This is a genomic window from Streptomyces sp. NPDC058326, assembly GCF_042879855.1.
GTDB lineage: Bacteria > Actinomycetota > Actinomycetes > Streptomycetales > Streptomycetaceae > Streptomyces.
Genome location: NZ_JBHVZO010000012.1, coordinates 191,196 through 210,225, shown reverse-complemented (window position 1 = coordinate 210,225; position 19,030 = coordinate 191,196). Strand labels below are relative to the sequence as shown.

The window sequence follows — 19,030 nt, the reverse complement described above, 5'->3', positions numbered from 1 at the left end:
CCGAAGCCGCCATACGCGCGACGGACGTGTCGCGGGGGCTCGGAGAGCTGTCGCCGAGACCGGGCTGCGCTTGTCCAACCACCACCTCCCCCCTCCCGCGTGGGCGTCGTCCGCGTCCGCCCGCGGGTCATCGGTCGAACGCCACGGTCGCGTGGATGGTCTTGCCGTGCGCGTGGGCGTCCACGGTGACCTCGCGGCACAGCCGCAGCACGATCGGCCAGCCGTAGCCGCCGGGGCGCGGCTCGTCGCGGAGCTCGTAGAGCGGGGAGTCCGAGCTGGCGTCGGCCACGGACACTGTCACACGGTCGGGCCCGACCCTGAGCCCGAAGCCGGTGACACCGCCTCCGTGGCGGAGCGCGTTCGTGACCAGCTCCGAGGTGACGAGCAGCAGGTCGTCGGCCTGGGAGTGCCGCTGGGTGCCGAGAGCCGCGAGCGCGTGGCGGACGACGTGCCGTGCCTGGGCCGGTGTGCGGACCGGGGACGGTCCGTCGGGTCCGGCGCCGTGCGGGTCCGCCCCGGGCGCCCGGGACCGGGTGTCGCTCCGGGTGTTCATCACGAGTCCCTTTCTTCCTGATTCCTCGACAGGTGTCGCTTTCCGCCTGCCCGTTCGAGTCCCGCTGATTCCTTGCCTCCGGAGCGGAAGGGGGAGTTCACGGATGAGGGAATGCCCCCGGGAAGCGGGGGTACGAGAACCGGGAGCCACTGAACGGACCGCGAACAGGAGGAGGTTGTTCCCGTGCGGACAGAGACGGCCGAGGCAACGACGACGTACGTGACGAGCGGTACGCGTGAGGACCTGCCCGTTCTCGACGCACCACACGAGGTGCCACCTCGTGACGCGCGCACCCTGTCGAAGGTGTTCTTCCGGGAGCTGGCGGCGCGGGAGGAGGGGACGGAAGAGCATCAGTACGTCAGGAACACCCTCATCGAGATGAACATGTCGCTGGTGCGGTACGCGGCGGGACGGTTCCGCGCGCGGGGCGACGAGATGGAGGACATCGTCCAGGTCGGCATGGTCGGCCTGATCAAGGCGATCGACCGCTTCGACCTGTCGCGCGAGGTGGAGTTCACCACCTTCGCCGTGCCGTACATCGTGGGCGAGATCAAGCGGTTCTTCCGCGACGCCACCTGGGCGGTCCACGTGCCGCGCCGGCTCCAGGAGGCCCGCGTCGAGCTGGCGAAGGCCACCGACGAGCTGAGCTCGAGGCTCGGCAGGACCCCCAGGGTCGCGGAGCTGGCACCGGTCATGGACCTGACCGAGGAGGAGGTCGTGGAGGCCCAGGTGGCCGCCAACGGCTACAACACCACGTCCCTGGACGCCACGGTCGGCAACGGCGACAGCGAGGACGACGACGCCGCCCTGGCCGACCTCATCGGCGAGGAGGACCCGGCGCTCGAACTGTTCGAGGACTTCCACACGCTCGCCCCGCTGGTGGAGGCCCTCGACGAGCGGGACCGGCTGATCCTGCACCTCCGCTTCGTCGAGGAGCTGACCCAGACCCAGATCGGCGAGCGGCTCGGCGTCTCCCAGATGCACATCTCACGCCTCCTGGCCCGCAGCCTGAACAGGCTGCGGGAAGGCATGATCGAGCAGGGGACCGAGACCTGAGCGGACGGCGGTGGGGCATGTGCGGCCCGGCTGTCCGCCGGGCCGCACATGCCCCACCGCACACCGCTCCCCGGCGGACCGGACTTCACACGGACCGAATCCTCGACGGAGCGAGACTTCAGCGGACCGCCCCTAGGAACGCGCGCGTCCGTTCATGGCCGGGTGAGTCCAGGAGCTCCCCGGCCGGGCCGGACTCGATGATCCGGCCCCGGTCGAACATCAGGATCCGGTCGGAGACGTCCCGCGCGAAGCCCATCTCGTGCGTCACACAGAGCAGGGTGATGTCGGTCCTCCGGGCCACGTCCCGCAGCACGTCGAGCACCTCCGCCACCAGCTCCGGGTCGAGCGCGGACGTCACCTCGTCCAGGAGCAGGATCTCGGGACGCATCGCGAGCGCGCGGGCGATGGCCACCCGCTGCTGCTGGCCGCCGGAGAGCCGGATCGGCCGGGCGTCGACCTTGTCGGAGAGCCCGACCAGGTCGAGCAGCTCCCGGGCTTCATGGACCGCCTTCTCCCGGCTCTCGCCGAGCACATGGACCGGTGCCTCCACGACGTTGTCCAGGACGCTCATATGGGGGAAGAGGTTGAACTGCTGGAAGACCATGCCGATCCGGCGCCGCCGGGCGGCCAGATGGCGTTCGTTCGCCGGCACCAGCTTCCCGGGCGCCCGGCCCGGCATGTGGGAGAAGGGCTGCCCGTCCACGTGGATGACCCCTCCGGTCACCCGCTCCAGCGTCATGAGCAGCCGCAGGATCGTCGTCTTCCCGGAGCCGCTCGGGCCGATCAGCGTCACGCGCTCCCCGCGCGCGACCTCCAGGTCGAGGCCGTCGAGCACGGTGTGGTCCCCGTACCGCTTCGTGACCCGGTCGAAGCGGACCGCCGGGTTCTCGGCGGGCGGGCGGACCGCCAGCTCCTCAGTGGGCAAGGCGTGCCTCCAGTCGTCGTACGAGCACGGACGTCGGCCAGCTCGCGAGCAGGAACACCGCGGCGGCCAGGGTGAAGCTCTCCAGATAGGCGAAGTGGGTACTGCCGAAGGTGTTCGCCTCGTGGACCATCTCGTGCACCGTGATCACCGAGAGCAGGGGCGTCTCCTTGAACATCGAGACCGCGTAGTTGCCGAGCGGCGGCAGCACCTTGCGGACGGCCTGCGGAAGGACCACCGCCCGCCACACCCGCCGGCGCGGCAGCGACAGCGCCGTGCACGCCTCCCACTGCCCCTTCGGCACGGCGTCGATGCCCGTCCGGTAGACCTCGGAGAGATACGTGGCGTAGTGCACGCCGAGGACGAGCACGCCCAGCGTCGGCGCGTCGAGGCCAGGGATCAGCACCCAGGCCGCGAACAGCTGCACAAGGAGCGGCGTCGACCGGACGAACCCGGCCGCCCCGCGCACCGGAAGCGCCAGCCACGGCGGCCCCCCGCGCTGGACGAGAGCGAGCACGAGCCCCAGGACCGCCGCGACGGCGAAGGCGAGCACGGTCGCGACCAGGGTCACGACGAACCCTTCGAGGACGACCGGCAGAGCGGCCCGTGCCGCCTCCCCGTCCCACATCACGCGGTTCCTTCCTGCCCGAGGCGGGCCTTCGCGGCCCGCTCCAGGGCGTTCATGAGGACACTCAGGACGACGGCCATGCCGAAGTAGAGCCCCAGGAGCAGCAGGTACGAGGCCGCCGTCGAGCCCGTCGCCGAGCGCAACTGGTCGATCTGGAACGTCAGATCGGGGACGGTGACCAGGGAGAGCAGCGGCGTCGCCTTCAGCAGCTGGATCAGCAGGTTCTTGAACGGCGCGACCATCACGGCGTGCGCCTGCGGCAGCACCACCCGTCGCAGCCGCAGCGCGGGCCCCATGGACAGGGCGATCGCCGCCTCGGTCTGGGCACGGGGCACCGAGGCCACCGCGCCCCGCACCACTTCGGCGCCGTACGCCCCGAAGTTGAGTCCGAGCGCGAGGACGGCGCAGGCGAGCGGCTCAAGCCGGAAGCCGATCATCGGCAGCGCGAAGAACAGCCAGAAGAGCTGCACGTACAGCGAGGTCCCCCGGAAGAACTCCACGACGAGCCGTGCCGCCCCCCGCACCGGCAGCCGCGCCGACCGGGACGAGAGCCCCAGCACGTACGCGAGGACCAGGGCGAGCGCGGCGCCGAGCACCGTCGCCTCCACCGTGACCAGGAGCCCCTCGGCGAGCCTCGGCAGCGCGCGGCGGAGCTCGGGGAGGAAGTCAGCCGCGACGGGCAGGGAGCCGGACCCGACGGGCACGGAGCCAGACCCGACGGACTGCGAGCCGGCCCCGACGGACATCACGTCAGCCACGCCGGCCACCCCTCAGCCACCGCACAGGTCGGCGGTCCGCAGCGAGCGGGGCGGCACCTCGCTCGCGGTGAAGCCGTAGCGCCCGACGAGCTCCACGAACCGGTCGGGGGAGCCGGTGATCTTCCGGAGCTCCCCGTTGAAGGCGTCCCGCAGCGCGGTCGCCCCCGGCCGGAACACGGCTCCGCCCGCGCCGAGCTGCCGTACGCCGTCGACCACCGGAACGAACGGCTCGGCCACCTCCACCCCGGCGCCCCGGTTGGTCCGCGCCAGCCAGCGCAGTGAGATGGCCGTCAGGGCGAAGGCGTCGATCCGGCCGGCCAGGAGGGCGTCGAGACCGTCCTGCTGCTTCGCCAGCGCCTTCACCGACCTTTCCGGCACGCCCACCGCCTTGGCGTAGGACGCCTCCACCGCGGCGGTCAGCACACCGACGGTGGCGCCCTTCGCCGCACAGGACTTCAGGTCGCTGAGCCCCTTCGGATTGCCGGCGCGGACCATCAGCGCGGTGGGGGAGACGAACTCCGGCTCCGAGAAGAGGACCTTGGCGCAGCGCTCGGGGGTGATCGACATGCCCGCGCTCACGACGTCGAACCGGTCCGCGAGAAGGCCGGGGATCAGCGCGCCGAACTCGGTCAGCGTCGGGCGCAGTTCGCGCACGCCGAGCGCCGTGAAGATCTCGCGGTGCAGCGTCGGGGCCTCGCCGGCGAGCTCGGCGCCGTCCTGGAAGCCGTACGGCGCCTCACCGGCGAAGCCGACCCGTACGAACCCCTGCTCGCGCAGTCTCGCCAGGAGTCCGCCGTCGCTCACGGGCGCTCCCGACCCGACCTGGGTGCGGGTGCAGGCGGCCAGCGGACCCGCCGTGAGGGCGAGTCCGCCCAGGAGTGCCGCTCTGCCGAGGAAGCGGCGCCGGGCCGGGGACGCGGGACCGGTCACGCGCGGTCCCACGGGCGCGCGGCGATGAAGGAGGGCCGCCGGACCGGGGCGGCGAAGGGCGCCTCGGGCTGGTTCTCGACGCTGTTGAAGACGAGGAACACATTGCTCCGGGGGTACGGGGTGATGTTGTCGCCCGACCCGTGCAGGGCGTTGCAGTCGAACCAGGTCGCCGAGCCCGCGGGACCGGTGAAATGGCGGATGCCGCAGGCCTCGGCGAACGTCGTGAGCGCCTCGTCGGACGGCGTGCCGGCGTCCTGCATCTGGAGCGACTTCTTGTAGTTGTCCTGGGGTGTGGCACCCGCGCAGCTCAGGAAGGTGCGGTGCGAACCCGGCATGATCATCAGACTGCCGTTGGTGGTGTGGTTCGGGGTGAGCGCGATCGACACCGACACGGTCCGCATCTGCGGCAGGCCGTCCTCGGCGTGCCAGGTCTCGAAGTCCGAGTGCCAGTAGAAACCGCTCGCGCCGAAGCCGGGCTTGACGTTGACCCGCGACTGGTGGACGTAGACGTCGGAGCCGAGGATCTGGCGGGCGCGCCCGACGACCCGCGGATCCTCGGCCAGCCGGCCGAAGACCTCGCTGATCCGGTGGACCTCGAAGACGGAACGTATCTCCTGGGAGCGGGGCTCGACGACCGCCCGTTCGTCCGCCCGTACCGCGGGGTCGGAGACGAGCCGGTCCAGCTCCGCCCGGAGCTCCTCGACCTCGTGCGGGGTGACGATCTCGTCGACCGTGACGAACCCGTCGCGGTCGTACTCCTCCAGTTCACGGGCCCAGAAGGGACCCGCAGTACCGGGCTCGGACCACACGACCGGGTCCTTGCGGCCGATCAGCTCCTCCCGGGGGCCACGGGTGGGGTAGAGGTCGACGGGGCGGGTGGGTGCTGAGGTCATGAGGGAGCGTGCCTTCCTTTCTCGTACGGGTGGGTCCGGTCGCGAGCCGTGGGCTCAGGCGTCGTCCCGGACGGTGTCCTCGGGTTCGGTGAGCAGCGGATAGACGCCGTTCTCGTCGTGGTCCTCGCGCCCCGTGACGGGCGGGTTGAAGACGCACAGGCAGCGGAAGTCCCGCTTGACCCTGAGGGTGTGGCGCTCGTGCCCGTCGAGCAGGTACATCGTTCCGGGCACGATCGTGTACGTGCGGCCCGTCTCGTGGTCGGTGAGCTCGGCCTCGCCCGCCGTGCAGACGACCGCCTCGACGTGGTGCGCGTACCACATGGACGTCTCGGTGCCGGCGTACAGCACCGTCTCGTGGAGGGAGAAACCGACCCGTTCGCGGGCCAGGACGATGCGCTTGCTCTCCCAGGTGCCCGACGCGGCCCTTACGTGCCGCTCGGTGTTCTCGAGCTCGTCGAAGGAACGGACGATCATGGGTGGTGCCTCTCGGATCCGGGTGGGGCGGGTTCAGGCGGTGTGGCGGACGGAACGGGCCAGGATGCCGAGGCCCTCGTCGAGTTCGTCGTCCGTCGCGGTCAGCGGCGGCAGGAGTTTGACCACCTCACCGGACGGACCCGACGTCTCCAGGAGCAGACCCGTCTCGAAGGCGCGCCGGCACACGGCCTCGGCGCGCTCCCCGTCGGCGAACTCCAGGCCCCACACGAGGCCACGGCCCCGGACCGAGAGCCCCGAGCGGCCGTCGCCCCCGCACAGGTCGAGGAGAGCGCTCTCCACCCGGTCGGCCCGGCTCAGGGTGCGCTCGCGCAGGGCGCCGTCGCGCCAGTACGCGTCGAGGGCGGCCGTGGCGGTGACGAAGGCCGGGTTGTTGCCGCGGAAGGTCCCGTTGTGCTCACCGGGCTGCCACACGTCGAGCTCCGGCCGGAACAGGCAGAGGGCCATGGGGAGGCCGTATCCGCTGATGGACTTGGACAGGGTGACGATGTCGGGCGTGATGCCCGCCTCCTCGAAGGAGAAGAAGTCGCCGGTGCGTCCGCAGCCCATCTGGACGTCGTCGACGATGAGGAGCATGTCGTGCCGGCGGCAGAGCTCCGCGAGCCCCCGCAGCCACTCGGCCCGTGCCACGTTGATGCCGCCCTCACCCTGGACGGTCTCGACGATCACGGCGGCCGGGTGGTCGAGGCCGGAGCCGGCGTCGTCCAGGAGCCGTTCGAACCAGAGGAAGTCGGGGAGCCGCCCGTCGAGGTAGTCGTCGAAGGGCATCCGGATGGCGTGGTTCAGCGGGACGCCCGCGCCGGCGCGCTTGGCGGCGTTGCCGGTGACGGCGAGCGAACCGAGCGACATCCCGTGGAAGGCGTTGGTGAAGGAGACGACGGTCTGGCGCCCGGTCACCTTGCGGGCGAGCTTCAGGGCGGCCTCCACGGCGTTGGTGCCGGTGGGGCCGGGGAACATCACCTTGTAGGGCAGCGCACGGGGTTCGAGGACCGTCTCGTGGAAGGTCTCCAGGAAGTCGCGTTTGGCGGTCGTCGACATGTCGAGGCCGTGGGTGATGCCGTCGCTGCCGAGGTAGTCGAGCAGCGCCCGCTTGAGAGCGGGGTTGTTGTGCCCGTAGTTGAGTGAGCCCGCGCCCGCGAAGAAGTCGAGGTACGGACGCCCGTGCTCGTCGTACAGCCGGCTGCCGCTGGCGCGTTCGAAGACGACGGGCCAGGCACGGCAGTAGCTGCGGACCTCGGATTCGAGGCTCTCGAAGACGGAGGGGGCGGCGATGTCGATCAGGGTCACGGAGTCTCTTCTCCAGGTGTGGTTCGGGAAGGTGGTGCGGGTGCGGACGGGGTCAGGACGCCGGAAGGCCGAGGGGGCCGATGCGGTACAGCACCTCGGACTCGTGTCCCGCCGCGGGGAAGGCGGCCGAAGGGAACAGCACCTCCTGCGTCAGGTCCGCGCCGTGCCGGCGCGCGTAGGACCGGAACAGCCGGTCGGACGCGAGGTTCCCCGGGGTGACGGTGGCCTCGACGCGGCTGACTCCGTGCTCTGCGGCCACACGTGCGGACAGGGCGTCGAGCAGGGTCCCGGCTACCCCGCTTCCGCGGTGCGAACCCTCGACGGCGACCTGCCAGACGAAGAGCGTCTCCGGCGCGTCGGGCCGCAGATAGCCGGTGACGAAGCCGACCGGGCGCCCGGAGCGGTCACGGGCGACAGCGGTCGTGTCGGCGAAGTCGCGGCACCACAGCAGATAGCTGTAGGGCGAGTTGAGGTCCAGTTCCCCCGAGCCGCGCGCGATCCGCCAGAGCTCGGCGCCGTCGGCGAGCCGGGCAGGGCCGACGGAGACGCCGTCGACCGGGGAGGTCATGGGGGTCAAAGGGGCAGTGGTCATGGGCGCCGAAGTTACCGAGGTGATCCCGGAACTTCCTGGGGCCAGGGCCTTGTTCGACGCGGGGAGACCGTGATAGGTGCACCGAGGGCCGCTGGGGAGGAAATCCGCTGTCCACTGCACGGAAAATCGGGATGAAACCGGGCAAATCCACCGTTTATAACGGCTGTGTAACGCCTCCGTGGCCTGAGATGCGGTTCCTCAGAAACGTGAGAACGTCCGGGATTTCGCGTTTGAGGACGCCGGGAGCGGTCAGGCGTACGGGTCGACATGGACCGTCGGGGGCGGTGCGGGGGCGGCGGGGGAGTGGGCACTCCCGGAAAGGCGGAAGCCGGGCCGGGGCGGTGGGGGAGTGGGCCCCACCGAAAGGCGGGGCGGTGGGGCCGCACAGGAAAGGCGGAAGCCGGGCCGGGGTGTGGCGAGCCCGGCCCGGCTCCGTTCACCGCGGTCGCGGTCGGGCTACCAGATCGCCTCGACCCACTCCGGGTGGTCGATGAACGGGTTCCGGTTGCCCTGGTAGGTGTTGAAGATGATGTCGTTGCGGCGCTCCTCGAAGGCGCTCGGCGGGTCCTGCGTGTTCCACTGCTTCAGGACCGAGAGGCGGCCGTGCCAGGGGACGCTGCCGTTGGTGGTCGAGTCGTTGGGCTCCAGGTCGGCCCAGGCGTCGTCGCCCTCGTACCGCACGGCCATGTAGAGGATCATCCGGGCCACGTCGCCCTTGTCCGCGTTCCGCGGCTCGAACGAGTTGCTGTCCGTGTAGCTGCCGGTGGCGCCGCTGACCGGGCTGCCGCCCATGTCCCAGTCCTTGTTGCCGCGGATGCTGTTGACCTGGACGTCACAGGCGCGCAGGTGGTGCAGGTCGGTGCCGGGGCCGGCCGAGGTGCCGAAGCTTCCGTGGGACTGCGCCCACACGTGCTCGCGGTTCCAGTCGCCCACGTCACCGCCGTTGAGGGACTTGCTGCGCGAGACGCCGCTGTACAGCAGGGTCACGTTGCCGCTGTTGTTGGGGTCCTGGTCGGTGACCTTCAGGGCGTTCCAGACGGCGTCGTACGAGATCTTGCTCTGGCTGCTGATGATCGTGTGCAGCGAGGACTTCAGGCTCGGACCGGTCTTGCCGATCGCGTTCTTGTAGTACGTGCTGTCGTACGCGGTGGTCGTGGCGCTCGCGGGAGTCGCGGTGACCGTCGGAAGGGTGAGGGTGACGAGGACGGCGGCTATGGATGCCACCCACGCCTTCCAGCGGCCTGTCTGTGCAACGGACATGGGGGGTGCCCTTTCCCGGGGACGTCACGCGAGGGAACGCGGGCCCGCTCAAAGGCTTCGCGTTCTACGCGTGTTGACTTCTTGTCAGCCGGGAGCGTGACACGGCGGGGGGACCGGCCGTGTAACCGGGAGGAGGATTTTCTGTGACGTTCTCGCATACGGGCGCGCCGCCCGTGTCACGGGCGGCCGCCGGGCCCCATCGGGCGGGTCATACACCCAGAACGTCCACCGGCATCCCCTTCGGTTCCTTGATGCGCTTCATGATGATCTGCGAGTTGACCTCGGTGACCCCGGCCAGTGTCGTCAGGCGCTCGATCCACAGCCGCTCGTACGCCGCGAGGTCGGCCACCGCGATCCGGAGCAGGCACCCGGGGCTGCCGAAGAGCCGGTACGCCTCGATGACGTCCGGCACGTCCTGGAGCGCCGCCTCGAAGGCCTCCACGGTCTCCCGGTCCCGCCTCACCTCCACCGAGACGAGGACCTCGAAGCCCCGCCCCACCGCGTCCGGGTCGATGATCGCCCGATAGCCCTGGATCACCCCGTCCTGCTCCAGCTGGCGCACCCGGCGCAGACAGGGGGACGGGCTGAGGCCCACCCGCTGGGCCAGCTCCTGGTTGCTCAGTCGGCCGTCGTTCTGAAGCTCGCGCAAGATATGGAGATCAATTCGGTCCATGGCGCAATTGTCTACCACAACGAAACATTTCTGCAGCGGATTTCGCAATCGCCTTGCGCGCCTCCTGCCCTATCGTTGCGGCGCACGGCGATTTCGGTACGGAGTAAGGACGGCAGGCATGAAGCGGACGAACGACGGGGGAGCGCGCCGGATCGTCGTCATCAGCACCGGCGGCACGATCGCGAGCCGCTGGCAGGGCACCGGCTACGCCGCCGACGCCTCCGGCGACGACGTCCTCGCCACCGCCCCCCTCCCCGAGGGCGTGACCGTCGAGGTCGTCGACCTGTTCAACGTCAACAGCTCGCGCATGACCGCGGCCCACCAGCTGGCCCTCCTGCGCACCGTCCACGAGACCTTCGCGGACCCCGGTGTCGACGGCATCGTGATCACCCACGGCACCGACACCCTGGAGGAGACCGCCTTCTTCCTGGACCTCCACCACACGGACGTCCGCCCGGTCGTCCTCACCGGCGCGCAGCGCCCCTTCGGCACCGGCGACGGGGACGGCCCCGGCAACCTCTACGACGCGCTCCAGGTCGCCTCCACCGTCAGCGACCTCGGCGTCCTCGTCGTCTTCGACGGCCGTGTCCACGCCGCCCGCGGCACCGTCAAGAGCCAGACGCTCGCCGCCGACGCCTTCTCCGACCCGTCGGCCGAGCGCCTCGGCCGCGTCGGGTTCTCCCGCGTCGACATCGAGCGGCAGCCGGAGCGCCCGGCGCCCCTGCCGCTGCCGTCCGCCGCGTACCGGGCGAACCCCGACCTCCCCGACGCCGTCCAGCTGCCCCGAGTCGCCATCGTCACGCACCACTCCGACGGCGACCCCTTCCTCATGAACGCGGCCGTCGCCGCCGGCGCCCGCGGCATCGTCCTCGTCGCCACCGGCGCGGGCAACGCCACCCCCGAGATCGCCGCCGCCGTGGCCGACGCGGTCGCCCAGGGCGTCCTCGTCGCCGTGACCACCAGGGTCCCCGCGGGTCCGCTCGCGGAGATCTACACCGGCGGAGGCGCGGTCGACCTCGTCGCCGCCGGAGCGCTGCTCACCGGCACGCTCCGCGCGGCCCAGGCCCGGATCGCGGTCCTCGCCACGCTCCTCGCCGAGGGCGGGTCGGGCTCCGGCGACCCCGCGCGCAGCACGGCTCTCCTGCGCCGCCTCCTCGAAGGACCGGTCCGGGTGGAGCCGGCCCTCGCCACCGGCGGCTCCCGCTCGGCCTCGGCGGTCGCCGCCCGCGCGTAGGACGGTCCCACCAGGGCCGGACGGTCCCACCAAGGCCGGACGGTCCCACCAGGGCCGGACAGGCCCTGACCCGGCGCACCCCAGAACCCCGGCTCGTGGGCGGAGCACCCCCCCGCCCGCCCGCGAGCCGGAGCCAACTCCCTCCGACGGCCACCCGCAGGCCCCCTCTCCTACCGTCACGTCAGCTCCGGAGCCGGGCCCCCTTCTCACACGTCAGCTCACCAGCCGTACGGCCCGCCGCCCGGCCGCCTCGCCCTGTCCACGGCACCCCGCCCGGTCGTCCCGCCCTGTCCACGGTCCGCCGCCCGGTCGTCTCGCCCTGCCCACGGCAGGGACCTCCCTCGTACGAACCACACCCTCCCCTCCCCTCCCCTCCCCAAGGACCGCATTCCATGCTTCCCGCCCCGGCCCCGCACCCCGCTCCCGTCCGCCGCGAGCACGATCTGCTCGGTGACCGGGACGTCCCGGCCGACGCCTACTGGGGTGTCCACACCCTGCGCGCCACCGAGAACTTCACCGTCACCGGCACCCCGATCTCCGTGTACCCGCTGCTCATCGACGCGCTCGCCGCCGTCAAGGAGGCCGCGGCCCGCGCCAACGAGGAGCTCGGGCTGCTCCCCGCCGACAAGGCCGACGCCATCGCGGGCGCCTGCCGGGAGATCCGTACGGGACACCTCCACGACCAGTTCGTCGTCGACGTCGTCCAGGGCGGCGCCGGGACCTCCACCAACATGAACGCCAACGAGGTCGTCGCCAACCGCGCCCTCGAACTCCTCGGCCACGCAAGGGGCGAGTACGACCGCCTCCACCCCAACGAGGACGTCAACCTCGGCCAGTCGACGAACGACGTCTACCCGACCGCGATCCGCATCGCGGCGATCGGCGCGGCGCGCGAACTCCTGAAGGCGATGGCCGTGCTCCAGGACGCCTTCGCCGCGAAGGCCCTGGAGTTCCGCGAGGTCGTGAAGATGGGCCGCACCCAGCTCCAGGACGCGGTGCCCATGACGCTGGGCCAGGAGTTCTCCACGTACGCCGTGATGCTGGAGGAGGACCGCAGCCGGCTCGCCGAGGCGGTCGAGCTCATCCACGAGATCAACCTCGGGGCCACCGCCATCGGCACCGGCCTCAACGCCGCCCCCGGCTACGCCGAGACCGCCCGCCGCAACCTCGCCGATCTCACCGGCCTGCCGCTGGTGACCTCCGTCAACCTGATCGAGGCCACCCAGGACTGCGGCGCCTTCGTGCAGCTCTCCGGCGTCCTCAAGCGCATCGCGGTGAAGCTCTCCAAGACCTGCAACGACCTGCGGCTCCTGTCGTCCGGGCCGCGTGCGGGTCTCAACGAGATCAACCTGCCGCCGGTCCAGGCCGGTTCCAGCATCATGCCCGGCAAGGTCAACCCGGTGATTCCCGAGGTCGTCAACCAGGTCGCCTTCGAGGTGATCGGCAACGACATCACCATCACCATGGCGGCCGAGGCGGGGCAGCTCCAGCTCAACGCCTTCGAACCGGTCATCTTCCACGCCCTGTCGAAGAGCCTCCTCTCCCTGCGCGCCGCCTGTCTCACCCTCGCCGAGCGGTGCGTCAGCGGCATCACCGCCAACACCGAGGCGCTCCGGGCGGCCGTCGAGAACTCCATCGGCCTCGCCACCGCGCTCAACCCGCACCTCGGCTACACCGCCGCCACGGCCATCGCGCAGGAGGCGCTCGCCACCGGGCGCGGGGTCGTCGAACTCACCCTGGAGAAGGGCCTGCTGCCCGCCCACCGGCTCGCGGAGCTGCTCACCCCCGAGCGCCTCACCGGTGCTCCGGGGCCGTCCGTGGGCTGAGGAAGTTACCCGTCGGTTTCTCGTGACTTCCCCGACGGGCGACAGTAGAACATGTTCCCATTCGCTCACGAGTGAGGAACATCACATGAGTGAACATTCCTTGCCCGCAAAGGGAACCGGCGGCGTCAGCCGTCGCCGGTTCCTCGCGGGAACAGGTTCTCTTCTCGGCGCCGCGGCGGTCGTCGGTCACGCCGTCCCCGCGCACGCCGGTACCGGCCTCACGGCCCTCCCCGACACGCCCGTCCCGACCGGCGCCCGCCTCCGCTCCCTCGTCATCGGCACCGGGTACGGCGGCTCCGTCGCCGCCCTCCGTCTCGCCCGCGCGGGCGTCGACGTCCACATGGTCGAGATGGGCATGGCCTGGGACACCCCCGGGCCCGACGGCAAGGTCTTCGCCAACACCACCCGGCCCGACTACCGCTCCTTCTGGCTGCGGACCCGCACCAAGCAGCCCCTGAGCAACTTCCTCGGCTTCCCCCTCGACAAGGACGTCCCCCGCCACACCGGCATCCTCGACGCCGAGGACTTCGCCGGCATCACCGTCTACCAGGGCCGCGGTGTCGGCGGCGGCTCCCTCGTCAACGGCGGCATGGCCGTCACCCCGCGCCGCGAGAACTTCGCCGCCATCCTCCCCACCGTCGACGCGGCGGAGATGTACTCCACGTACTACCCCCGCGCCAACGCCGGGCTCGGCGTCACCGCCGTCGACCCCGCCTGGTGGGAGAGCGCCTCCTGCTACCAGTACGCCCGCGTCGGCCGCAAGCACGCCCAGCGCTCCGGCTTCCCCTTCGTCTTCGTCCCCAACGTCTACGACTGGGAGTACATGAAGCAGGAGGCCGCCGGAGCCGTACCGAGGTCGGCCCTCGACGGCGAGGTCATCTACGGCAACAACCACGGCAAGAAGACCCTCCGGAAGACCTATCTCGCCCAGGCGGCGGCCACCGGCCGTGTCACCGTCTCCGCGCTCCACAAGGTCACCTCCGTCACCCCGGCGGCCGGCGGCGGCTACACGGTCGCCATCGACCAGATCGACACCACCGGCGCCACCCTCGCGCGCAAGACCGTCACCGCCGACACCGTCTTCTTCGCCGCCGGAAGCGTCGGGACGAGCAAGCTCCTCACCCGTCTCAAGGCCACCGGAGCCCTCCCCGCCCTCAACGACCAGATCGGCAAGGGCTGGGGCGACAACGGCAACGTCATGTGCGGCCGCGCCAACCACATGTGGGATCCCACCGGCAAGCTCCAGTCGGCCATGCCGACCGCCGGCATCGACAACTGGGACGCGGGCGGCGCCTTCGCCGAGGTCGCCCCGCTGCCCACCGGAATCGAGACCTACGCCTCCTTCTACCTCTCCATCACCAAGACCCCCCACCGGGCCGAGTTCACCTGGAACGCGGCCACCGGAACGGTCGACCTGAGCTGGGACCGGGCCTGGAAGCAGACCTCCATCGACGCCGCGAAGACCATCTTCGACAAGATCAACGCCAAGGAAGGCACGATCTACCGCACCGACCTCTTCGGCGCGTACAAGATCTGGGGCGACCACCTCACGTACCACCCGCTCGGCGGCGCGGTCCTCGGCCGCGCGACCGACAACCACGGCCGGCTCCACGGCTACACCGGCCTGTACGTCATCGACGGCGCCCTGATCCCCGGCAACGCCAGCGTCAATCCGTTCGTCACCATCACGGCCCTCGCCGAACGCAACATAGAACGGATCGTCGCCGAGGACTTCTGAACGATCGACGACGATCGACGACGTGCGACGCGGGCGGGCCGGCCGGGTTCACCCGGCCGGCCCTTCCGCGCGCCACGCCCTCAGTGCGTCGGCAGCACGCACACCGTGTCGAGTCCCAGCACCCGGTTGAGCCTCCCGAACGCCAGCCAGGAGCCCAGGCTCATCGTCAGCTCCACGATCTCCGCCTGGCTGTACCGGGCCGTCATCCGGCCCCAGAACTCCTCGTCCAGACCGTGATGGTCGAGCGCGTACCGCTCCGCGTACTCCGCCGCGAGCCGTGTCCGCTCGTCGAAGGCCTCCGAGACCTCCGTCTCCCGCCAGGCCGCGACGGCCTCGTCGAAACCCTCCTCGACCTTCACGCCGTCCCGGTCCGTACGCCAGTCCAGACAGAAGCCGCAGCCGTTGATCTGGGCGATCCGCAGCCGCGCCGCCTCGAACTCGCGCAGGCCCAGCGTCGTATGGGCGTACACCGAGAGCGAGAAGTTCGCCGCAGCCGTCCCGATCTCCGGGACCATGTCGCCCCACACGTATCCGATCGGCTCCTGGCCCTCGGGAATGTCGATGATCACCGTGGTCTCCTTCCCAGCTTCCCGACCGCCGGCCGCAACGGCACGTCCAGCGCGTCGTACAGTCCCGGCTCCGCGGCCACCAGCCAGTCGATCGCCCCCACGAGCCGGCCCACCGCCGTGGCGTTCCCGCCCGCCGACCGGTTCTCGCCCTCGGCGGTCGCGGCCACCGTCACCTCGATCCGGGGACTTCCCTCGACGATCACCCGGTGCGCCCCCGCACCGTCCGGCGGCACCGGCCAGTCCGGCGCGCATGAGGGGTGGATCCGGGTCACGTGCTCGATCACGATCCGGGGCTCACCACCGACGATCCCCTGCACCTCGAAGCGGATCGCCCCCTGGGTGCCCGCCTCGAAGACGCCCATCGTCCGGGTCCGCACGGTGGACTCCAGCGGCCGCCGGGCCACCGTCTCGCGGATCGCGTCGAGTTCGGCGCCGAGCGCGCGGGCCATCAGCCGCACCTGCCCGCCCCACACCATCGTCGGCACCGACGGCAGCAGCATCGGCGGCTCGTACTCCAGGGGCCGCCCCATGCCGATCAGGTCCCGGACCGAGTCCTCCTGCTCGTACGTCGAGTAGTCGAAGATCTCCTGACAGCGGATCACGTCCACCGTGCTGCCGAGCCCGCTCACGAGCAGCGGCAGCACGTCGTTGCCCCAGCCCGGGTCGACCCCCGACACGAACAGCGAACCGCCGCCCTCGGCGACGGCCGCGAGCACCGGGTCCCGGAACTCGGGCGGTGCGTTGCGCTGGTCGTACAGCGGGTACAGCGCGGGCGTGACCACCACCGCGCCCGCCCGTACCGCCCGCGCGACGTCGTCGAGCGCCCCGTCGGGCCGGGTGTCGCCGGAAGCCGCGTAGACCACCGCCCCGGGCCGCCCGTCGAGTACCGCGCCCACGTCGTCGCGGGCCACCACCCCGAGGTCGCGGCCGAGCCCCGCGAGCCGCCCCGCGTCCCGTCCGACCTTCGCCGGATCGGAGACGAGCACGCCCGCGAGCTCCAGACCAGGATGGGCGTCCACGGCGCGGATCGCCGCACGCCCGACGTTTCCGGTACCCCACACCACCGTCCGAATCATGCGCGGAGGGTAGCGCCGCGCCCCGAAGGTTCCCAGACCCGCGACAAGGCGATCTGACGGATCGTCAGATCAAAGAGGTCGGACCACCGGACGCAGCGTCACGAACGGCACCGTGTGGCATGCGAGCAGGAAACCGTCCGCCCCCGGCCGGTCAACCGCGTTCGGGTGCGGGAGGGCGCCGCGGGACGGTGGCGTGCGGGGCGGCGGCCCCGGTGGACGCCGCCGTACGGGTGAGGCCTGCCGCGCCGCCGCGGCGGTGCCCGTCGAACGGGTACGGATCGCAGCACTGCCCCCGGCCAGGAGGATCCGTCCATGTCCGTCCACAAGGGCGCCCCCGCGCTGCTGAGCGCCGGCACACTGTGCGCGGCCCTGCTGCTCACCGGCTGCGCGAGCACATCGCCCGCCCCCGCACCCGCCGGTCCGGCCAGCACGGCGCCGCCCGCCGGCGACTCCCGTCCCAAGGGTGCGCCACCCCGCGCGGCGGACGGGCCGGCCGGCAGCCTCTCCTCCGCTCCCGCCCCCGCACCCGTCCCCCGTATCCCCGGCGTCGGCCCCGTCACCCACGCCCTCGTCCCCGACGGCACCACCCAGGCGCTCGTCGTCACCGGCAGCACCGCCGACGACAACACGGCCACCGCGACCCTCTACGAACGGGACCCCGGCGGCCGCTGGACCGAGGCGGCCGGACCGTGGCCCGCACACAACGCGCTCCAGGGCTGGACCGTCGATCACCGCGCCGGTGACCTGCGCACCCCGATCGGGGTCTTCCGGCTCGGCGACGCCGGCGGACGGCTGCCCGACCCCGGCTCCCGGCTCCCGTACGACCAGGACAAGGAGTTCGCCATCAGCGGCACCGGCTTCTCCGGCGAACCCCTCGAAGGCTCCTTCGACCATGTGATCGCCATCGACTACAACCGCGTACCCGGACGGACCCCGCTCGACAAGGAACGCCCGCTCGGGGCCGGGAAGGGCGGTGGGGTGTGGATCCACGTCGACCACGGCGGACCCACCCAGGCCTGCGTCGCCCTCGACCGCGAGGCACTGCGCACCCTCCTCCGCGCCCTCGACCCGGCCCGGGAACCCGTCGTGGTCATGGGCCCGGCACCCGCACTCGCCCGCTGAGCGACCGGACCCGCGGGGCGGGAGCTCAGCTCCCCCCGCCGGTCCCGACGGCCCCGCGGAACGAGGCCGTGTGGCCGCGGACCTGCTCCGGCGTCAGATACGCGTCGGTGTACTCGAAGTCCCGCAGCGTGCCCGACTTCGACGCCAGGAACCCGGTCCGTACGAAATCGTCGCCGGCCACGGCGTTCAGCAGCCAGTTCGTCATCACCCGGGTCTTCGCCACATTGGTCCGCAGCGCCGCCCAGTGGTAGGCGCGGGCCACGGCCTGTCCGGGCAACCCGTGCAGCTCCACACCGAGGGGCTTCGAGACCCCTTGCATCCCGCCGAGGTCCACCACGAGCCCCAGATCCTTGTGCCTGTACGGGTAGGTCCGCTCCCCGCGCAGTGTCGCGACCAGGTTGTCCGCGACCGCCTTTCCCTGCCGCATGGCGTGCTGGGCGGTGGGCGGGCAGATCGCACCCTCCTCGCCCTTGGCGAGGTCCGGCACGGCCGCCGCGTCACCCAGCGCCCACACCCCGTCGAGCCCCGGCACCGCCATCTCCGCCGAGACGACCGCCCGGCCCCGCAAGGTCTCCACTCCGAGCGTGCCGATCAGCGGACTCGCCACCACCCCGGCCGTCCAGATCAGCGTCCGGCTCGGCAGCACCCGCCCGTCCGTGAGCGTCACCGTCTTCTCGTCCACCGAGCCCACCGACACGCCGAGCGACACCTCGATGCCGCGCTTGGTCAGGATGTCCATCGCGGCGGCGCCCAGCTTGTCGCCCAGCTCCGGCATCAGCTTCGGCGCGATGTCCACCAGATGCCACTTGATCAGCTTCGGGTCGATCCGGGGATACCGCTTGACCGCGTTACAGGTGAGCTGCTGGAGGCAGGCCACCGTCTCGGTGCCCGCGTAACCGCCGCCGACCACCACGAACCGCAGCCGCGCCGCCCGTTCCTCCTCGTCGTTGCTCGCGTCCGCCAGGTCCAGCTGGGCGATGACGTGGTCACGGATGTACACGGCCTCCGCGAGCGTCTTCATCCCGCGCGCGTACTCGGCGAGCCCCGGGATGTCGAAGCTGCGGGTCACGCTGCCGGGCGCCAGCACGAGATGGTCGTACGGCTCGGTCACGTACTCTCCGGCGATCGTCCGCACCACACAGACCTTCGCCGCCGTGTCCACCCCGACCACACCACCCGGCACGATCCGGGTGCGGTGCCGCTCGCTGCGGCGCAGCGACAGCGCCACGGACTGCGGGGTCAGCACCCCCGCCGCCACCTGGGGGAGCAGCGGCAAGTACAGCTGGTACGAGAACGGCGAAAGGAGCGCGAGCTGCGCCTCCCGCTCCGCGAGGCGTCGTTCGAGCCTCCGTACGCAAGCCACTCCGGCGAATCCGGCGCCCACCACGAGAATCCTCGGTCGCGTCACGCTGTCCGCCCTT

Annotated in this window: 19 protein-coding genes; 5 read left to right on the top strand and 14 right to left on the bottom strand. The window is 71.5% G+C overall.

Annotated elements, in window-relative coordinates; genetic code table 11:
- Nucleotides 1-127 precede the first annotated feature (127 nt).
- On the bottom strand, nt 128-553 hold the full coding sequence (locus ACFVYX_RS22790; protein ID WP_389683254.1) for an ATP-binding protein: 426 nt from the start codon (nt 551-553) through the stop codon (nt 128-130).
- 183 nt (nt 554-736) lie between these two features.
- On the opposite strand from ACFVYX_RS22790, the gene ACFVYX_RS22785 reads away from it, so the two are divergent.
- On the top strand, nt 737-1,609 hold the full coding sequence (locus ACFVYX_RS22785) for an RNA polymerase sigma factor SigF (protein WP_389683253.1): 873 nt from the start codon (nt 737-739) through the stop codon (nt 1,607-1,609).
- 118 nt (nt 1,610-1,727) lie between these two features.
- On the opposite strand, the gene ehuA is transcribed toward ACFVYX_RS22785, so the two are convergent.
- From ehuA to ACFVYX_RS22735, 10 genes are all read right to left on the bottom strand, one after another.
- Nucleotides 1,728-2,534: an ectoine/hydroxyectoine ABC transporter ATP-binding protein EhuA gene (ehuA, locus tag ACFVYX_RS22780; RefSeq protein ID WP_389683251.1), complete on the bottom strand. Its 807-nt coding sequence runs from the start codon at nt 2,532-2,534 to the stop codon at nt 1,728-1,730.
- Entirely contained in the window at nt 2,524-3,159 is a 636-nt protein-coding gene (ehuD, locus tag ACFVYX_RS22775; RefSeq protein WP_389683309.1) for an ectoine/hydroxyectoine ABC transporter permease subunit EhuD, read from the bottom strand. The genes ehuA and ehuD overlap by 11 nt, the downstream gene beginning before the upstream one ends.
- On the bottom strand, nt 3,159-3,917 hold the full coding sequence (ehuC, locus tag ACFVYX_RS22770; protein WP_389683250.1) for an ectoine/hydroxyectoine ABC transporter permease subunit EhuC: 759 nt from the start codon (nt 3,915-3,917) through the stop codon (nt 3,159-3,161). Before ehuC ends, ehuD begins: the two co-directional genes overlap by 1 nt.
- 12 nt (nt 3,918-3,929) lie before the next feature.
- Nucleotides 3,930-4,847, bottom strand: a complete 918-nt coding sequence (gene ehuB / locus ACFVYX_RS22765) for an ectoine/hydroxyectoine ABC transporter substrate-binding protein EhuB (protein WP_389683249.1) — start codon at nt 4,845-4,847, stop codon at nt 3,930-3,932.
- Entirely contained in the window at nt 4,844-5,740 is an 897-nt protein-coding gene (thpD, locus tag ACFVYX_RS22760) for an ectoine hydroxylase (RefSeq protein ID WP_389683248.1), read from the bottom strand. The genes ehuB and thpD overlap by 4 nt, the downstream gene beginning before the upstream one ends.
- A gap of 54 nt (nt 5,741-5,794) precedes the next feature.
- Nucleotides 5,795-6,214 (bottom strand): ectoine synthase, encoded by a 420-nt coding sequence (locus tag ACFVYX_RS22755; protein WP_389683247.1) that lies wholly within the window; start codon nt 6,212-6,214, stop codon nt 5,795-5,797.
- Between the two features lie 33 nt (nt 6,215-6,247).
- Nucleotides 6,248-7,513 (bottom strand): diaminobutyrate--2-oxoglutarate transaminase, encoded by a 1,266-nt coding sequence (gene ectB / locus ACFVYX_RS22750; protein WP_389683308.1) that lies wholly within the window; start codon nt 7,511-7,513, stop codon nt 6,248-6,250.
- A gap of 58 nt (nt 7,514-7,571) precedes the next feature.
- Nucleotides 7,572-8,111, bottom strand: a complete 540-nt coding sequence (ectA, locus tag ACFVYX_RS22745; protein WP_389683246.1) for a diaminobutyrate acetyltransferase — start codon at nt 8,109-8,111, stop codon at nt 7,572-7,574.
- Nucleotides 8,112-8,567: 456 nt separating this feature from the next.
- A complete protein-coding gene (locus ACFVYX_RS22740; RefSeq protein WP_389683245.1) occupies nt 8,568-9,371 on the bottom strand; it encodes an endonuclease I family protein in 804 nt (267 codons plus the stop codon).
- Nucleotides 9,372-9,579: 208 nt separating this feature from the next.
- On the bottom strand, nt 9,580-10,044 hold the full coding sequence (locus tag ACFVYX_RS22735) for an Lrp/AsnC family transcriptional regulator (RefSeq protein ID WP_389683244.1): 465 nt from the start codon (nt 10,042-10,044) through the stop codon (nt 9,580-9,582).
- A 118-nt stretch (nt 10,045-10,162) separates the two neighbouring features.
- On the opposite strand from ACFVYX_RS22735, the gene ACFVYX_RS22730 reads away from it, so the two are divergent.
- From ACFVYX_RS22730 to ACFVYX_RS22720, 3 genes are all read left to right on the top strand, one after another.
- The gene (locus ACFVYX_RS22730; RefSeq protein ID WP_389683243.1) at nt 10,163-11,278 is read left to right on the top strand and encodes an asparaginase; all 1,116 of its coding nucleotides are present in this window, start codon (nt 10,163-10,165) and stop codon (nt 11,276-11,278) included.
- Between the two features lie 392 nt (nt 11,279-11,670).
- On the top strand, nt 11,671-13,104 hold the full coding sequence (locus ACFVYX_RS22725; protein ID WP_389683242.1) for an aspartate ammonia-lyase: 1,434 nt from the start codon (nt 11,671-11,673) through the stop codon (nt 13,102-13,104).
- Between the two features lie 85 nt (nt 13,105-13,189).
- Nucleotides 13,190-14,842, top strand: coding sequence for a GMC oxidoreductase (locus ACFVYX_RS22720; RefSeq protein ID WP_389683241.1), 1,653 nt, complete (start codon nt 13,190-13,192; stop codon nt 14,840-14,842).
- Nucleotides 14,843-14,922: 80 nt separating this feature from the next.
- Here ACFVYX_RS22720 and ACFVYX_RS22715 read toward each other — a convergent pair whose 3' ends face one another.
- Complete coding sequence (locus tag ACFVYX_RS22715; RefSeq protein ID WP_389683240.1) at nt 14,923-15,411, bottom strand: carboxymuconolactone decarboxylase family protein; 489 nt, start codon at nt 15,409-15,411, stop codon at nt 14,923-14,925.
- Nucleotides 15,408-16,487 carry a dihydrodipicolinate reductase gene (locus ACFVYX_RS22710; RefSeq protein WP_389683239.1) on the bottom strand — a complete coding sequence of 360 codons (1,080 nt, stop codon included), beginning with the start codon at nt 16,485-16,487 and terminating at the stop codon, nt 15,408-15,410. The genes ACFVYX_RS22715 and ACFVYX_RS22710 overlap by 4 nt, the downstream gene beginning before the upstream one ends.
- Nucleotides 16,488-16,799: 312 nt before the next feature.
- Between ACFVYX_RS22710 and ACFVYX_RS22705 the strand changes: the two genes are divergently transcribed.
- Nucleotides 16,800-17,609, top strand: a complete 810-nt coding sequence (locus ACFVYX_RS22705) for a hypothetical protein (RefSeq protein WP_389683238.1) — start codon at nt 16,800-16,802, stop codon at nt 17,607-17,609.
- A 25-nt stretch (nt 17,610-17,634) separates the two neighbouring features.
- Here ACFVYX_RS22705 and ACFVYX_RS22700 read toward each other — a convergent pair whose 3' ends face one another.
- The gene (locus tag ACFVYX_RS22700; protein ID WP_389683237.1) at nt 17,635-19,017 is read right to left on the bottom strand and encodes an NAD(P)/FAD-dependent oxidoreductase; all 1,383 of its coding nucleotides are present in this window, start codon (nt 19,015-19,017) and stop codon (nt 17,635-17,637) included.
- Nucleotides 19,018-19,030 lie beyond the last annotated feature (13 nt).

Excerpts from the sequence above, each read along its gene's own strand:
- ACFVYX_RS22790 (WP_389683254.1), bottom strand. The coding sequence starts at position 553 with ATGAACACCCGGAGCGACACCCGGTCCCGGGCGCCCGGGGCGGACCCG.
- ehuD (WP_389683309.1), bottom strand. The coding sequence starts at position 3,159 with ATGTGGGACGGGGAGGCGGCACGGGCCGCTCTGCCGGTCGTCCTCGAA.
- thpD (WP_389683248.1), bottom strand. The coding sequence starts at position 5,740 with ATGACCTCAGCACCCACCCGCCCCGTCGACCTCTACCCCACCCGTGGC.
- ACFVYX_RS22755 (WP_389683247.1), bottom strand. The coding sequence starts at position 6,214 with ATGATCGTCCGTTCCTTCGACGAGCTCGAGAACACCGAGCGGCACGTA.
- ectA (WP_389683246.1), bottom strand. The coding sequence starts at position 8,111 with ATGACCACTGCCCCTTTGACCCCCATGACCTCCCCGGTCGACGGCGTC.
- ACFVYX_RS22740 (WP_389683245.1), bottom strand. The coding sequence starts at position 9,371 with ATGTCCGTTGCACAGACAGGCCGCTGGAAGGCGTGGGTGGCATCCATA.
- ACFVYX_RS22735 (WP_389683244.1), bottom strand. The coding sequence starts at position 10,044 with ATGGACCGAATTGATCTCCATATCTTGCGCGAGCTTCAGAACGACGGC.
- ACFVYX_RS22730 (WP_389683243.1), top strand. The coding sequence starts at position 10,163 with ATGAAGCGGACGAACGACGGGGGAGCGCGCCGGATCGTCGTCATCAGC.
- ACFVYX_RS22725 (WP_389683242.1), top strand. The coding sequence starts at position 11,671 with ATGCTTCCCGCCCCGGCCCCGCACCCCGCTCCCGTCCGCCGCGAGCAC.
- ACFVYX_RS22720 (WP_389683241.1), top strand. The coding sequence starts at position 13,190 with ATGAGTGAACATTCCTTGCCCGCAAAGGGAACCGGCGGCGTCAGCCGT.
- ACFVYX_RS22710 (WP_389683239.1), bottom strand. The coding sequence starts at position 16,487 with ATGATTCGGACGGTGGTGTGGGGTACCGGAAACGTCGGGCGTGCGGCG.
- ACFVYX_RS22705 (WP_389683238.1), top strand. The coding sequence starts at position 16,800 with ATGTCCGTCCACAAGGGCGCCCCCGCGCTGCTGAGCGCCGGCACACTG.